Source organism: Streptomyces sp. NPDC002795 (assembly GCF_042888725.1).
Lineage (GTDB): Bacteria > Actinomycetota > Actinomycetes > Streptomycetales > Streptomycetaceae > Streptomyces.
In genome coordinates this window covers 128,872-143,277 of the sequence record NZ_JBIAQB010000001.1, presented here as the reverse complement: position 1 = coordinate 143,277, position 14,406 = coordinate 128,872, and the positions used below count along the sequence as shown (strand labels likewise).

General features: G+C 72.9%; 12 protein-coding genes. 2 read left to right on the top strand and 10 right to left on the bottom strand.

The window, feature by feature from the left end; genetic code table 11:
- Nucleotides 1-55 precede the first annotated feature (55 nt).
- A complete protein-coding gene (locus ACFYWS_RS00595) occupies nucleotides 56-1,291 on the bottom strand; it encodes an MFS transporter (RefSeq protein ID WP_389267951.1) in 1,236 nt (411 codons plus the stop codon).
- Nucleotides 1,292-1,425: 134 nt separating this feature from the next.
- On the opposite strand from ACFYWS_RS00595, the gene ACFYWS_RS00590 reads away from it, so the two are divergent.
- On the top strand, nucleotides 1,426-2,319 hold the full coding sequence (locus tag ACFYWS_RS00590) for a LysR family transcriptional regulator (protein WP_389267949.1): 894 nt from the start codon (nucleotides 1,426-1,428) through the stop codon (nucleotides 2,317-2,319).
- A gap of 343 nt (nucleotides 2,320-2,662) precedes the next feature.
- On the opposite strand, the gene ACFYWS_RS00585 is transcribed toward ACFYWS_RS00590, so the two are convergent.
- Both ACFYWS_RS00585 and ACFYWS_RS00580 read right to left on the bottom strand, forming a co-directional pair.
- Nucleotides 2,663-4,315 (bottom strand): thiamine pyrophosphate-binding protein, encoded by a 1,653-nt coding sequence (locus ACFYWS_RS00585; RefSeq protein ID WP_389267947.1) that lies wholly within the window; start codon nucleotides 4,313-4,315, stop codon nucleotides 2,663-2,665.
- A gap of 2 nt (nucleotides 4,316-4,317) precedes the next feature.
- Nucleotides 4,318-5,121: a cyclase family protein gene (locus ACFYWS_RS00580; RefSeq protein WP_389267945.1), complete on the bottom strand. Its 804-nt coding sequence runs from the start codon at nucleotides 5,119-5,121 to the stop codon at nucleotides 4,318-4,320.
- A 69-nt stretch (nucleotides 5,122-5,190) separates the two neighbouring features.
- Between ACFYWS_RS00580 and ACFYWS_RS00575 the strand changes: the two genes are divergently transcribed.
- On the top strand, nucleotides 5,191-6,177 hold the full coding sequence (locus ACFYWS_RS00575) for a zinc-binding alcohol dehydrogenase family protein (protein WP_389267943.1): 987 nt from the start codon (nucleotides 5,191-5,193) through the stop codon (nucleotides 6,175-6,177).
- Nucleotides 6,178-6,224: 47 nt separating this feature from the next.
- Here the strand turns inward: ACFYWS_RS00575 and ACFYWS_RS00570 are convergent, their stop codons facing one another.
- From ACFYWS_RS00570 to ACFYWS_RS00540, 7 genes are all read right to left on the bottom strand, one after another.
- Nucleotides 6,225-6,770 (bottom strand): DinB family protein, encoded by a 546-nt coding sequence (locus tag ACFYWS_RS00570; protein ID WP_389267942.1) that lies wholly within the window; start codon nucleotides 6,768-6,770, stop codon nucleotides 6,225-6,227.
- 93 nt (nucleotides 6,771-6,863) lie between these two features.
- Nucleotides 6,864-8,402, bottom strand: coding sequence for a PucR family transcriptional regulator (locus tag ACFYWS_RS00565; RefSeq protein ID WP_389267940.1), 1,539 nt, complete (start codon nucleotides 8,400-8,402; stop codon nucleotides 6,864-6,866).
- Complete coding sequence (locus tag ACFYWS_RS00560; protein WP_389267938.1) at nucleotides 8,399-9,490, bottom strand: DUF917 domain-containing protein; 1,092 nt, start codon at nucleotides 9,488-9,490, stop codon at nucleotides 8,399-8,401. Before ACFYWS_RS00560 ends, ACFYWS_RS00565 begins: the two co-directional genes overlap by 4 nt.
- A 64-nt stretch (nucleotides 9,491-9,554) precedes the next feature.
- Complete coding sequence (locus ACFYWS_RS00555; RefSeq protein ID WP_389267936.1) at nucleotides 9,555-10,673, bottom strand: DUF917 domain-containing protein; 1,119 nt, start codon at nucleotides 10,671-10,673, stop codon at nucleotides 9,555-9,557.
- 36 nt (nucleotides 10,674-10,709) lie between these two features.
- A complete protein-coding gene (locus ACFYWS_RS00550; RefSeq protein WP_389267934.1) occupies nucleotides 10,710-12,263 on the bottom strand; it encodes a hydantoinase/oxoprolinase N-terminal domain-containing protein in 1,554 nt (517 codons plus the stop codon).
- Nucleotides 12,264-12,275: 12 nt separating this feature from the next.
- Nucleotides 12,276-13,691 (bottom strand): purine-cytosine permease family protein, encoded by a 1,416-nt coding sequence (locus ACFYWS_RS00545; protein WP_389267932.1) that lies wholly within the window; start codon nucleotides 13,689-13,691, stop codon nucleotides 12,276-12,278.
- Nucleotides 13,692-13,805: 114 nt separating this feature from the next.
- Complete coding sequence (locus tag ACFYWS_RS00540) at nucleotides 13,806-14,336, bottom strand: TIGR03086 family metal-binding protein (protein ID WP_389267930.1); 531 nt, start codon at nucleotides 14,334-14,336, stop codon at nucleotides 13,806-13,808.
- Nucleotides 14,337-14,406 lie beyond the last annotated feature (70 nt).

Sequence of the window (14,406 nt, the reverse complement as noted above, 5' to 3'; positions counted from 1 at the left end):
ACTGTGATCTGCGTCGCTGCGCGGTGGCGTTGCTCCGGTGGTGCGGTGGTGTCGCTCAACGCCCGCCGTACGAACGGCGATTGAGCACCGCGACCGTCGCCAGGAGAGCGAACAGCGCCACCGCGAACCACGTCATCGCCGACGTCGCCGTGAGCCACAGTGTGGCGAGGCCGTGGGCGGCAGCGGGACCGCTCAGTCCCAGGTACGCGACGAGGAACAGGCCCGCGAGCGCCTCGCCGCGCCGCGCGGGGGCCGCCATCGTGACCACGGCCCCGACCGCCGCCTTGAACAGCAGACCCGCCCCGACGCCCGCGACCGCGCCTCCCACCAGGAACGTGGCGAGGTCGGCGGTGTGCATCCCGGCGACGAGCGTGAGGAAGCCCGCGCCCTCCGCGAGCAGTCCCAGCGTCGACCTCGCCCGCGGCGCGAGGCGGTTGGTGAGGATCTGGGCGAGGGCCGCGCCCCCGAACACCAGGAACGAGATCGCCCCGGCCAGCAGGTGCGACGGATGGTGCAGGGAGCGCGCGACGAACCCGGCGGCGATCGACGAGAACAGGCCGAACACCGCGAAGGCCGCGAACGCGCCGGCCGCCGCGGCCACATACCCGGCCCGGTCGCCATGGTCGGCGCTCACCCGCTGCGGCCGGTAGCGCGGCCTGACCGGCAGCTCCCGCACGGTCTCCGGAGCGCGGGACAAGGCCACCGCCACGGCCGCGATGAGGACGGCGAACACGAGATACGGCAGCCGCAGCGGAGCCGTCACGTACTGCGCGAGGAACCCGGAGACCAGCGGACCGAGGCCGAGCCCGCCGATATTGGCGGCCGTCGACACCGTCTCGAACCGCCCCGGGGCAGCGGCAGGACGGTGCGCGCCGTGCAGCTCGGCCAGATGGGCGGTGGCCGTCGCACTGAGCATGCCGATGCCGAGACCGCTCACGAACCGGGCGACGAGCAGCACCGGCAGCGCCGGGCTCGACAGGAACAACAGGGCGGCCACGAACTCAAGCCCGAGCGCCGGCAGCAGGATCCTCTTGCGCCCCACCCAGTCCGACACGTGCCCGGCCAGCAGCAGGCTGACCACCACGCCCACCGCGTACACCGCGAAGACGACGGTGACCATGAACGTCGAGAAGCCGTCCCGCTCCTCGTACAGCGGATACAGCGGCGTGGGCACCGTCGAGAACGCCATCGACGTGAGGAAGGCGAGCGCCACGATCCAGAAACCGATGCCATGGCGGCGCGAACCGGCGGGGGAGTGGGGCGAGGTGCGGACGCGCGTCGGCGTGGCCATGCGGCGGAAGTCCGTTCGGCTGGAGGAGGGGCGGGCGGGCACGTCCCACTTTCCGCGCGCGCAGCCATCACGTCCAACGAATCTTCGCGCTCGTGACGATCGCGAACAGAGATGGCTGCTGCGATAGTCGACGAGTGGAACTACGTCATCTCGAGTACTTCGTCGCCGTCGCGGAGGAGCAGAACTTCACGCGCGCGGCGGCCCGTCTGCACATCGTCCAGTCGGCTGTTTCCGCTGCCGTCAAAACGCTGGAGCGCGAACTGGACGCGCGGCTGCTCGACCGCAATTCCAAGCGGGTGCTGCTGACCGACGAGGGGCGGGCGCTGCTGCCGCGCGCCCGGACCGTCCTGGACGCCGCGCGCGACGCCGCGGACGCCGTGGCCGAGGTGCGCGGCGCACTGCGCGGCACCCTGCGCCTGGGCACCCTCACGTCGATCCGGCTGATCGACCTCCCGGGGCTTCTGGGCGAGTTCCACCGTCGTCATCCGGGCATCCAGGTGCAGATCACCGTCGCGCCGACCGGGTCCCAGGGGCATCTCACGGCTCTCGCGGAACGCCGCCTCGACCTTGCCCTCGTGTCCCTGCCCGGGGCGAGCCCCGCCGAGGTCGAGCTGACGCCGCTGGCCGGTTCGACCCTCGACCTCGTGGTGCCCGCCGGTCATCCGCTCGCCGGGCGCGACAGCGTGACGATCCGCGAACTGGCCGGGCTGCGGTTCATCGACTGCCCGGTCGGCTACGGCAACCGCTCCGTCGCCGACCGCGCCTTCGCCACGGCGGGCGTCCCGCGCCACGTCACCATCGAGATCACCGACCTCGCCACCAGCGCCGACTACGTCAGGGCGGGCCTGGGCGTCGCCCTGGTGCCACGCTTCCTCGCCGACACCGCGCACGGCCTGACCGTCCTTCCGGTGACGGACGCGGACCTGGGCTGGTCGCTCTACCTCGCGGCCCCGGCCGACCGCCCGCCGAGCGCGGCGGCCCGCGCGCTCACGGACCTGCTGCGGAAATCGGCCGACCCCGTCGCATGAAAGCGCGAAGCCATCGCGCGAAGGCGCCGACAAGGGCTTGAACGCCTCTGGCATGTGCCATACGTTTGGAATTGCCGAGGGGGGTTAGCCTCTTCAACGCCCCTGGTCCCTGGGCAACTTGGCTGAAGACGCCACAGTCGCATCGCCGACAACGCGACTGTGGTTCTCCGTCTGAAGTGTGCCTGCCGGGGCTTCCTCCCGCGGTCCCGCGGCGTCACTGGACGGAACAGACGAGGAAGCGCGTGAAGGGGAGCCGTGCTTTCTCGTGGGTGACCCCCGCCGATGTTCGGATGCGATTTCCGGCGGGGGTCGCTGCTGCCCTGTCCGTGAGACCGGGCGGGCGTCAGTGGCCGAACGCCTCCTGTAGCCACCAAGAGCCCTCGTCCCGTGTCGTCTTGGCATCGATCACCATCGGCCGGTCCGGCGCGGCGAGCCACTCGGCGAGCGGGGACAGGTCCTCCGGCCCCGTCACCGTCAGGGCCGCGCAGCCGTGGCCGCGGGCGAGCGCCGCGATGTCGGTGTCGGGAAAGGTCACCGTGGACAGGTCCGCCGCCTCGCCGGGGTGGCCGAAGTGGTGGACCTCGGCCCCGTACATGGCGTCGTTGTAGACCACCACCAGGAGCGGCAGGCCGAGACGCACGGCCGTCTCCAACTCCGAGACCCCCATTAGGAATCCGCCGTCTCCGCAGGCCGCCACCGGAAGCCGCTCGGGCCGGGCGAGCGCCGCGCCGATCGCCGTCGACAGGCCGAGACCGATCGACTGGAACGCCTGCGTGAAGCACAGCCCGTACTGGTCGGGCACGTCGAGATACATGCTCGGGTAGCCCATGAAGTTGCCCGAGTCGACGGCCACCGTGCGCTCGGCCGGGAGCATGCCGTTGAGCGCCAGGGTGAGCGTACGAGGGTCGATGCGACCGTCACCCGTGCCGTCCTCGAACGGGACATGAGGCCAACTGCCCTCGGCGGCAAGGCGTTTGGCGACGCCCGGCGTGCGGTACCCGCCCGCCGCGGGACCGCCCGCCAGGAGCGAGGTGACCTCGTTCGCCGTCTCCGTGACACCGGCCCACAGGCCCAGGTCGATGTCGCGGGTGCGGCCGAGGGCGTCGCGGTCGACGTCCACCTGGACCACCTTGGCGGCGTCCGAGATGAGGCGCCCGTGCCGCATGGTCCACATGTTCAGGGCGCAGCCCCAGCCCACGATCAGGTCGGCGCCCGAGATGAGTTCGGCGGCCAGCGGTGTGGAGAAACCGCCCGCCACGTCCAGGCACCACTCCTCGCCCGGCCGCCCGTTGAACAGCCCGCGTGCCACCGCCGACGTGGCGAGCAGCGCGCCCGCCCGCTCGGCGAGCGCCGCGATCGCCTCGCCCGCCTCACCGGACCGGGCCCCGCGACCGGCCACGAACACCGGGCGCTCGGCGCGGCGCAGCAGCTCCGCGAAGTCCTCGGCGTCGGCGGCCGCCGGGCGCGGCAGGCCCGGGGCAGGGCGGCGCCTCGGAGCCACCGCGTCCTCGGGCAGCGCCTCGTCCTGTACGTCGATGGGGACGTTGAGGACCACCGTGCGGCGCTCCTCGGCGCACAGCCGGAACGCGCGGGTGACATCGTCCAGCGCCGTGCGCGCCGAGCGGACCCGCGCGGAGACCGCTCCGACGCCCTCGGCGATGGCCGGCTGATCGACGTGGAAGTTCGAGGTCCGCTCGGTCGCCTCCGCCGTCACGACCAGCAGCGGCGTACGGCTCTTCGCGGCCTCGGCCACACCGGTCAGGGCGTTGGTGTAGCCGCAGCCCTGGTGCACGGTCAGGACGGTGACCTCGCCACTGGTGCGGGCATGGGCGTCCGCCATGACCGCCGCGCCGCCCTCGTGCCGCGCCGCGATGAAGCGTGCGCCCGCGGCCACGAGCGCGCCCGTCACATGAAAGTTGCCGCTGCCCACCACGCCGAACGCGGTGCGCACACCGAGCCGGTGGAGTTCGCGGCCGATGGCTTCCCGTACGAGCATGCTCACTTGCCTTCCGTGGCGGGCGTCAGCGCCAGGATCCGCGCGGGGCTGCCGGAGCCGCCGACGATGCGCAGCGGCGCGACGACGAGCACCGCGCCGACCGGCGGAAGCTCCCCGACGTTGCGCAGCTGTGTCACGCCGTACTTGCCGTTGCCGAGCATGAAGTGGTGCACGGGGAAAGGCGGTTCGAAGCGGAACGCCTGCCCCGCGTCCGTGCCCACGGTCTCCACGCCGATGCCCACGATGCCGGTCTCCTCGGCCAGGTAGCGCGCGCACTCCGCGGTGAGGCCCGGCGTGTGCGGACCGTTGTCGTCTGCGTTGAGGAAGGCTGCCTGGTCGTCGGAGCGGGCGTCCCAGCCGGTGCGGTACACCAGCCAGCCGCCCTCGGGCAGAGCGCCGTGCTCACGCTCCCACGCCTTCAGTTCATCGAGCCCGAGCAGATGGTCGGGGTCCTTGGCACACTCCGCCGACTTGTCCACGACCGCGGCGGGCCCCACGAGCCGCGCCGCCGGCACACTGCCCACGTCCTCCAGGTCACGCCCCGACGACCAGTGCACCGGGGCATCGAAGTGGGTGCCCACGTGCTCGCCCGTGTGGATGTGGTTCTGGAAGGAGATCTCACCGGGATCGTCCCAGTCGTTGAGCCGCTCCAGCTCGAAGCGGGGTATCGGGTGCATCGGCTCGGGCAGCGGAAGGATCGGGGTACCCGACGACAGCGGGGCGGTGAGATCGACCACGCGGAGCGAACCCTCGGCGAGCGAGGCGATCAGGTCGGTGGAGGCGGAGGTGTGCGGACGTGATGTCATGGCGGACATCATCAATCCTCCGGGTGCCGGAGCGATACCTCCCCCCACACGGAAGTACGGAGTACGGACATGAGCAACGAGCCCGCGCCCGCACCGGCCTCAGCGGCAGCGCCCGTCTCGCGGGCCCTGCTGCTCGAAGAGTTCGGTGTGCTGCCCCGGCTCGTGGAACGGCCCGTCCCCGAGCCGGCGCCCGGCCACACCCTCGTCCGCATGAAGGCGGCGACCGTCGCACATCTCGACCTGAACGTGCTCGACGGGCAGTTCGGCATCCTGCCCGAGCTGCCCTCCGCCCCCGGCACCGAGGGCAGCGGCGTCGTCCTCGCCTCCACGGTCCACCCCGAGGGCGCCCTCGTACGGGTGCGCGGCGAAGGGCTCGGGCTCAGCCGCGAAGGCGCGTGGGCGCAGCACATCCTCGTGCCCGACGGAGCCGTCGAGGTCATGCCCGAGGGCATCGACGCCACGCTCGCGTGCAGCTACTTCTCGCCGGTCGGCACCGCGTGGGCCGCCGTGCACGCCGTCGGCCGGATCGAGGCGGGCGAGCGGGTCGTCGTCACCGGGGCGTCCGGCGCGGTCGGCGCCATGGCCGTGCAGCTCGCGGAGCGGGCCGGGGCCGAGGTGATCGGGGTCGTCGGACGCGCCTCCAAGCTCGGCCATGTGCCCGGCGCCGCGAAGGCGGTCCTCGCCGACGACCTGTCGCGGGAGACGGTGGGCGGCACGGTCGACGTCCTCATCGACACCGTCGGCGGCGCCGTGCTGCGCGACGCGCTCGCCCTCGTCCGCCCCCGCGGCCGCGCCGCGCTCATCGGCTACACGGCGGGCCGCGAATTCACCGTCGACCTCGCGGACTTCCTCCTCGCGGACGTCGCCCTGCTTCCCGTCAACATGATCCACCGTGGCCCGGAGGTCGCAGCCGACGTCGACCGACTCCTCCCGGACCTCGCTTCCGGCGCGCTGTCCCTGCCGTACGAGCGGTACGCCATGGGTGAACTGGGCGAGGCGGTGCGGCGGTTGCGTGCCGGTGAGGTCGTCGGGAGGGCGATCCTCGACCTCGGCTGATCCCGCGACACCGGCGGGATCACCCGAGGACCGTCCTCAGCCCATGGTCAGCCCATGCTCTTCGCGCCGTCCAGGGACTCGCGGATGATGTCGGCGTGACCCGCGTGCTGCGCGGTCTCCGCCACGATGTGCATCAGTACCTGGCGCACGGACCACTCCGCACCGGGCTCGTTCCACGGGGCCTTCGGCAGCGGCCACCTGCGGTCCAGATCGGGCAGCGTCGTCACGAGCTCGTCGGTCCTGGCCGCCGCCTTCTCGTACTCGGCGAGCACACCGGCCAGCGTCTCGTCGGGCAGCAACCGGAAGTCGTCCGCGCGGGCGGCCCAGTCCTTCTCCGTCATGGCCGTGAAGTCCGGCATGCCGGACGGGCCTTCGAGCATGAATTGCACCCATCCCTGCTCCACTCCGGTGACGTGCTTGATCAGACCGCCGAGACACAGCTCGCTCGCCGTCGTCCGCTGCCGGGCCTGATCGTCGGTCAGGTCCCGTGTGGTGAAGGCCAGGAAGTGCCGCTGCTTGGCCAGCGCTGCAAGGAGATCGGCGCGCTCGCCGGTGACGATGGGGGCGTTGGTGGTCGACTCGTTGCTGGTCATGGTGTCCGCCTCTCGCGGGGGAGTGCCCGGTTGGTGTTCGCTGCGGTCACAGTAGCCAGCAAGTAGGACAGATCGTGTCCTACTTCGTGCCCCTCATCCGTCCATGGCAGTCCGGCACGCCAGATGCAGCGCCAGGCGCTCGTCCGGATCCGCGAGGTCCACGCTCAGCAGCTGCTGTACGCGGGCGATCCGCGCCGCGACCGTGTTGCGGTGCACACCGAGGACCGCGGCGGTCTCGGCCGTGGAGGACTCCGCGTCGAGGTACGCGGTCAGGGTGCGCACCAGATCGCCGGGCTCACCGGACAGTGGTTCCAGCAGGGAACGGGCCGCGGGCTGAAAGGTGTCCGTGCGGGTCCAGGCGAGGAGGAGCTGGGCGAGGCCGAGGCGGTCGACGTGGAAGAAGCGGCCGCTCGCCTCCCGGCCCTGCGCCAGGCGCGCCGCGTCGGCCGCCTCGCCCAGGCTGCGGGCGATGCCGGTGGGACCCGGATGGGCGCGGCCCACCCCCACGTGCGCGTGCAGCACCTCGGGCAGTCGGCGCTGCACGCGGCGCACGGCGGCGGCGTGCCGCTCGATGTCGCTGGTCGACGGTTCCTGGTCGGTGCTCGTCCAGGCGGACCAGCCGTCGCCCTGCTCGACGACCTGCGCGCCGAGCCGCTCCGCCGCGAACGCGTCGGTGACCTCTGAGCGCAGGCCCGCCACATCCACGTCGGGCCCGGTGCCGATGCGGACACCGGTGTGCCAGCCGTCGAGGCGCCAGCCGAACTCGACCGCGTGCCGCCGCACCGCGTCCGGGATCTCGCCGCCCGCCGGGCGCAGCAACTCCCCGAGCAGGGAGGTGCGGTGGCGGGCGCTGCGTTCCAGGTCCAGCCGGCGCAGCGCGAGCCGTTCCCGTACGGCTCCCGAAGCGACCTCCAGTGCGGCCGCCACCGCGTCGGCCTCTGGGGCGAGCCGGGCGGGCAGGCGCACGGCGAGGCGGGGGCGGGCGCGTTCGGTGCCGACGGGGTGGGTGAGGAGGCGGGCGCCGCTGGGGAGGTCGAGCGGGCGGGGGAGCGGCGGGCCGGTCAACTGCCGTGCCACGGTGTCCTGTTCGGCGGCCGGCACGGTGGCCGGGTCGCCCGCCAAGTGCCGGGCGTCTGCGGTGAGCAGGGCGGCCGGGCGGTGCAGCAGCGCGCCCAGGTCGGTGAGCAGCGCGTCCACGGACTCCTCCGCGCGGGCACACACCTGCGCGGTGCGCAGGGCCGACTCGGCGCGCAGCAGCCCCGGTTCGGCGGTCATCCGCTCCAGGGCGAGGTACGCGGCGAGCGGGTCGGGGGAGCCGAGGACGGGCAGCCGCAGCCGCTCGGCGAGCAGCGTCGACGACATGCGCAGCGCCGTCGCCCCCGGAACCAGCAGTGCCGTGACACCCGCGCCGTGCGCACGGCGCAGCAGCGCGTCCAGCCGCCAGTCACCACGGTCGGCACCACCGAGCAGTACGAGGAGCCTGCCGGCGGGCTCCTCGGGAAGCGGGTGCGTCAAGTCCTGGGCTGCTACGGGGTGTTGGACGATGCGGTCGTCCTCGGGGCCCGCGAGGAGGGCGACGTCGTGCCATGTGGGATGGGCGAGCATCGCGGAGAGGGAGACACCACGGTTCATCGGGTGACCGCCGGGTCGTGGTGGTGGGTCTGCGCCTCGAATCCGACGACCCCCGAGTCCAGGCCGAAGGCGCGGGGTGACACATACGGCTCCGTGTCAGGACTGCGCCAGAACTCGGGGCCCGGCAGGGTCGCCGCGATGACCTCCTGGCCGGGACGTACCTGGTCGATGGCGAGGGGCAGCGCGGTGCGGCGGTCCAGGAGACAGATGACGTCGGGTACGGTCGCGGCGACCTCGCCGTCGCGCAGCGCTAGCAGGATCTCGTTCTCGGTCTCCAGGCGGACGACCGCCCCGGCCGCGGCGTCGGTGACCGTGACGCTGCCCCGCCCGAAGCCGGGGCCCTCGCTGCGCGCGACCTCCCGGATCCGGCCCGCCGCGAGCACCCTGCCACCGAGCGCGGCCTCCACGGCGCCCCTGTCCGGGCGGTGCGGGAGCTCGGCGTGGCCGCGGCCCAGGGCGAGAGCCCTGGTGAGGGAGCCGTGGACGCAGGCGTCACGCACCTCGCTCAGCCGGACCGGCGCGAGGGCGAGCGCGGCCCAGCCGCCCGCCGCCGTGAGGAATCCGCGCACCGTACGTTCCAGGCCGCGCGCGTCCGTGCGGTCCACCACCAGGATCTGGCCGCCCGGTTCGGCCAGCGCGCACGGGGTGACCGGGAGGCCGCGCACCGCCCAGCTGAGCTGGTCGAGGCGGGGGAGGGCGCGGCCCATCAGGTCGACGTCGATGACGGGGAGGCCGAGGTCGAGTGCGGCCAGCAGCACGGTGAGCGCGTTGGGGCCGCCCGCCTCCACGGCCATCAGGGCGTCGGGGGCCGGGCCGCCCGACCAGCGGGCGACCGCGCCGACCGCCTCCCGGAACTCCTGCCCGTTCGGCAGCTTCTCGCTCAGTACGTTCACCGCGCCCACGACGCCGACCGGGACGATGACGGGGTCGTGGGATCCGGCCTCGTGCCAGCTGACCGTGCCGTCCTCGCCCAGTGAGCGGCGCAGCATCGAGGCGAAGGCCGCGGCGTCGCCGCCTCCGCCGCAGCCGAGGACGTTCACGCCGGTGACCAGTGGGGGGACGTCGGCGGAGGTGATCGTTTGTGGCACGTCGCCGATTCTCGCAGCGTGAGCCACTCCCTGCGCCTCGGGGCTCCGCCCCGGACCCCGCTGCTCAATCGCCGCAGGGGCTTGAGGTGGGCAGCCGGTCCTCCAGCGGGTGGAAGGTGTACGGGAGGCCGAAGCAGGCCGGGCCGAAGACCGCCAGGGCCTCCGGGGTGCGCATGATGGCCGGTGCCGCGATGCCGATCACCGTGACCCGCTGGCCGTAGCGGAGCGCCTCCGTGGTGATCGGTTCGCCCGTGTCCGCCTCCAGGACGCACACCAGGTCCGGGACCACGCAGATCGGCTCGCCGTCGCGGAGCGCCGCCAAGTGCTCGTTCTGGAAGCGGAGTTCGAGGCCCGAGTCACCCTCGAACGCCGCGAACGTGGCGCGGCCCCGCGCGAAGCCGCCCTCCGTACGCCGCTCCACATCGGTCACCTTGCCGCGGAACAGCACCCGCAGATGACCGTAGATCGTGCCGGCCACCGCCTCGCCGAGCGCCTCCACCGGGTCCCGGTGTGCCTCGCGCGCCTCACGGACCGCTCGGCCGAGCGACAGCGCGAGGGACAGCGTGCGCGGCACCGCGGTGCGCTTGAGCTGCTCGCCGGTCATCGAGTACTCGGCTATCGCGGCGCCGCCGCCGAGCCCGACCGTGACCCGGCGGGCCAGGTCCTCCAGGCGCTTGGTGTCCTTGCCGGTGTCGAACACGCAGGTCTCGCCGTGTTCGCCGGCCATCGCGAGCGGCGAGGCCGGGATGCCGTAGACGTGGAACGTCTCCATCTGCAACTCGGGGAAGGCGCGGCCCATGCCGTCCGCGTCGACGACCGGCAGCCCCGTGCGGGCCGCGACGATCAGGGGGATGAGGGAGTTGCTGCCTCCGCACTCGATGGGCATCGTCGCGTCGGCCTTACAGCCCGTGAACGCCTCCAAAGCGCGCAGCGCGGCCACGGGCTCGTCGCCGCCGGGCAGCTTCTCGACCATCACGGTGGGCGCGCCCATGCACGCGACCGGGACGACGAACGCGTCGTCGGCGACCTCGTCCGGGTCGAGGACGGTCACCGGGCCGTGCTCGCGCATCGCCTCGCGCACCAGCAGGCGGCCGATGGTCGGGTCGCCGCCCCCTCCGGTGCCGAGGATCGCGGCGCCGCGCGCCAGGTCGTCCAGCTGATCGAGGCCCAGGGTCCAGCTCATGTGCTCGTGCTCTCCTTACGTGGGTGGGGGCGGGGCTCAGTCGACCTGTTGCAGGTCGCCCACGGCCTTGCAGCGGATACGGGTGGCGTTGCCGGGCAGGTAGGGGACGGGCACCTCGTCGAACTCGACGATCCGCACCCCGGAAGGGTTCGCTCCGGCCGCGACGGCCCGGTCGACCGCCTCCTGCCGCGCCTCGTCGAGCACGGACTCGCGGCGCCCCGCGTCGATCGCGTAGACCCGGTCGACCTCGCCGCCGACCTGCGCGATGGCCGCGCCGATCGCGTTCGCGACCGCGAAGTGGTCGGGGCGGTGGACCGTTCCTGAGCCCGGCAGGGTGTCCGGGAGGAGGACCGAACCGCCGCCCACCGCGACCACCGGCAGCGGCTCGGGCGACGTCCGCATCGACTCGACCGCGCGCGCCACGTCGGCGGCGATCGTGTCCAGCGCCTCCTTCACGAGCCGCGCGTCGAGGTGGGCGACGGCCGAGCGGTCACCGATGTCGGTGAGCCCCGCCGCGACCGCGACATCGGTGGCGGTCAGCGTGGAGCCGCCGAACACCAGAGCGTCGTCGGTGAGCCGGTAGCCGACCGACCGCGGGCCGACCGTGACCCGGCCGCCGTCCTCGACGACCAGCGAGCCGCCGCCGATGCCGATGCTGTGCACGTCCGGCATACGGAAGTTGGTGCGCACCCCCGCCACGTCCACGGCCGTCCCCGCCTCGCGCGGAAAGCCCTGCGTGAGGACGCCGACGTCGCTGGTGGTGCCGCCGACGTCGACGACCGCGCAGGTGTCGAGACCGGACAGCACCGCGGCGCCGCGCATCGAGTTCGTCGGCCCTGAGGCGAACGTGGCGACCGGGTAGCGGCGCGCGTACTCCAGGTCCATCAGCGTGCCGTCGTTCTGGCTCAGATACAGCGGCGCGGTGATGCCGAACCCGGCGACCGCCCCGGCAAGCCCGTCGACGATCCCGGCGGCCAGCTCGCGCAGCGCCGCGTTCACGGCCGTCGCGTTCTCCCGCTCAAGCAGGCCGATGCGGCCGATCTCGTGGGAGAGGGAAAGGGCCACGTCGGGGCCGAGCTCCTCGGCCAGGATCTCCGCCGCGCGCACCTCGAACTCGTCGCTGACCGGCGAGAACACCGAGGAGATCGCCACCGACCTGATGCCGTGCGCGGCCATGTCGGCGGCGTGCCGGCGCAGCTCGTCCTCGTCCAGGTCGGCGATCTTCCGCCCGTCGAACTCGTGCCCGCCGTGTGCCAGATACGGCCGTCCGGCGACGGCCCGCGTGAGCCGCTCCGGCCAGTCCACGAACGGGGGCAGCGCGGACGTCGCGGGCAGGCCGAGCCGGAGCGCCGCCGTCGGGGCGAGGCCGCGGGCCTCGACGAGCGCGTTGAGGAAGTGGGTGGTGCCGATCATCACGGCGCCGACCGCCGCCGGGTCGAAGGCGTGCTGCGCGCGCAGCGCCTCAAGCGCGGACACGATGCCCGATGTGACGTCCTGGCTGGTCGCGGACTTGGTGGTGGCGAGCACCCGCGGTCCTTCGAGCAGGACGGCGTCGGTGTTGGTGCCGCCGACATCGATTCCGATACGCACGGAACTCTCTCCTTAGCGGGAGGCGCCGCTGGGCGCGGCGGGGGCGTGAGGGGTGGTCAGGGAGGCGGGGGTGTCGTCGCTCGCGGCGACATCACTCTCATCGGACACCGGCGCACCGGCTCCCATGTCGCGGGACACACCGACGCCGCGCACCAGGCCGAGCCGGCCCAGAACGACGTAGGCGACGAACGCGAAGACGACCGAGTTGATGCTGGGCAGTCCCCAGTCGACGAATTCACCGACGCAGAAGGCGAGCACCCACACGACGAGCGTCGCCGGGACCCAGGTCGGCGCGGTCGCGGGCAGTGTCCCCGCGGCCCGCGAGGCCTCCAGGTCGCCGCGCCAGCGCTTGACCACGAAGTACTCGGCGATCATCACGCCGGCGATGGGCGGGAAGGCGACGCCGAGCAGCGTCAGGAAGTCGGCGAACCGGTCGAGGATGCCGGCCGCCGCGAGCAGGCTGCCGACGAGGCCGAGGAGGACGGTGACGGTGGCACGGTTGACCTTGCGGCCGAAGACCGACTCGATAAAGTTCACGACGCCGAGGCCCGAGCTGTACAGATTCCAGTCATTGATCTTCAGCGCGCCCATGATGACGACGAGGGTGCCGACCCAGCCCACCGAGGACACGGCGATCGCGGTCACGTCGGCGGACCGGGTGGCGTGCGCGAGGAGCACTCCGGCGAGCCCGACCACGTACTCACCGAGCGAGATGCCCACCACGGTCTGCTTGACGACGTCGGCGGTGGACCGGTTGAAGCGGGTCATGTCCGGCGTGATGATGGCGCCCGCGATCGCGCCGCCCGCCACGAGCGTCGTGCCCTGGACGAGGGAGAGGTGCGGTCCCGGCGGCGCGGAGGCGACGAGGTGCCCGATGTCGTACCGGACCAGTTCGTGCACCGTGGACCAGCCCACGAGCAGCAGGAACGCGGGGACGGTGATGTACGCGGCCCAGTTCATGGAGCCGAAGCCCCACAGCACGACGGCCGTCACACCGAGCCCGAACAGGACCGACCACACGGGCGCGGGGAACACCCCGACGAGCCCGGCGAGCGCGTCGGCCGATATCGCCGACTGGATGCCGAACCAGCCGATGAGGCTCAGCGCGATGGCGAGTCCGATCAGCGAGGACCCGACGCGCCCGAACCCGGTCCAGCGCGCCAGCACGGACGTCGGAAGCCCTTCCCGTACGCCGATGATCCCTATGAAGATCGAGAGCACCTCGACGATCACCGAGCCGAGCGTGAGCGCCCAGAACGCCGTCCAGAAGTCCATTCCGAAGCCCAGCGTCGCGCCGAGCACGAACTGGCTGAGCCCGGAGATCTGCCCGAAACGCTGCAGGGCTACGGACCACCAGCCGTAACGGGCGGTGCTGGGCACTCTGGTCAGGGCGTGGTCGTCGACCCCGACGGCGCGTGCGGCTGCCATCGAACCTCCAAAGCGACTGCGGTTGCCCGCACGCTACGGCGGCCGCCGGAGGGGCGGGATGGGCGCAGTGCCCGGTGAGGCGGAGGTGGCTGTGCAGAGTGCACGGGGGTGGGTTCAGGGGCGGCGCCCCGTGAAGCCCACGATGCGGTCCATCAGCGGCGCGTCGGCGGGTGTCTCGACCGGCGGGCCCCACAGCTCGGGCAGGGGCGCCGCCGTCACGAAGCCGCTGACGTGGTCGTGGCAGGCGCGCAGCGTCTCCTCGGGCAGGTCGAAGGGCTGCCCGGTCGCCTGGGCGAGGTCCCAGCCGTGCACCACCATCTCGGTGAGCGCGACCTTTCCCCACGTGTCGTTCGGCAGCGCGAACCCCGGCCCCTCCGTCTCGCCCCGCCAGGCCTCCGGGTCGTCCCAGGCGTCACCGAGCGCCCGCACGCTCTTCGCCGTGCTCTCCCGCCAGTCGCCCGGCTCCGCGGGCAGCGGCGCTTCCTTGCGGGCGAAGCCCGTGAACGCCCGCGCAGCCTCGTCGACGTGGGCGATGAGCTCGCGCACGGAGTACTCGGAGCAGGGGGTGGGCCGAGGCAGCTGCTCTTCGCTGACGCCGGTCAGTACGTCGATCATCCGGCCGCAGGCCGGCTTCAGGTCGATCACGGAAAGTCCTCCTCGGGTGGCATGCCGTGGTGATACTGATGCAGACCGCGTCCAGGGTCCGAACTCATCG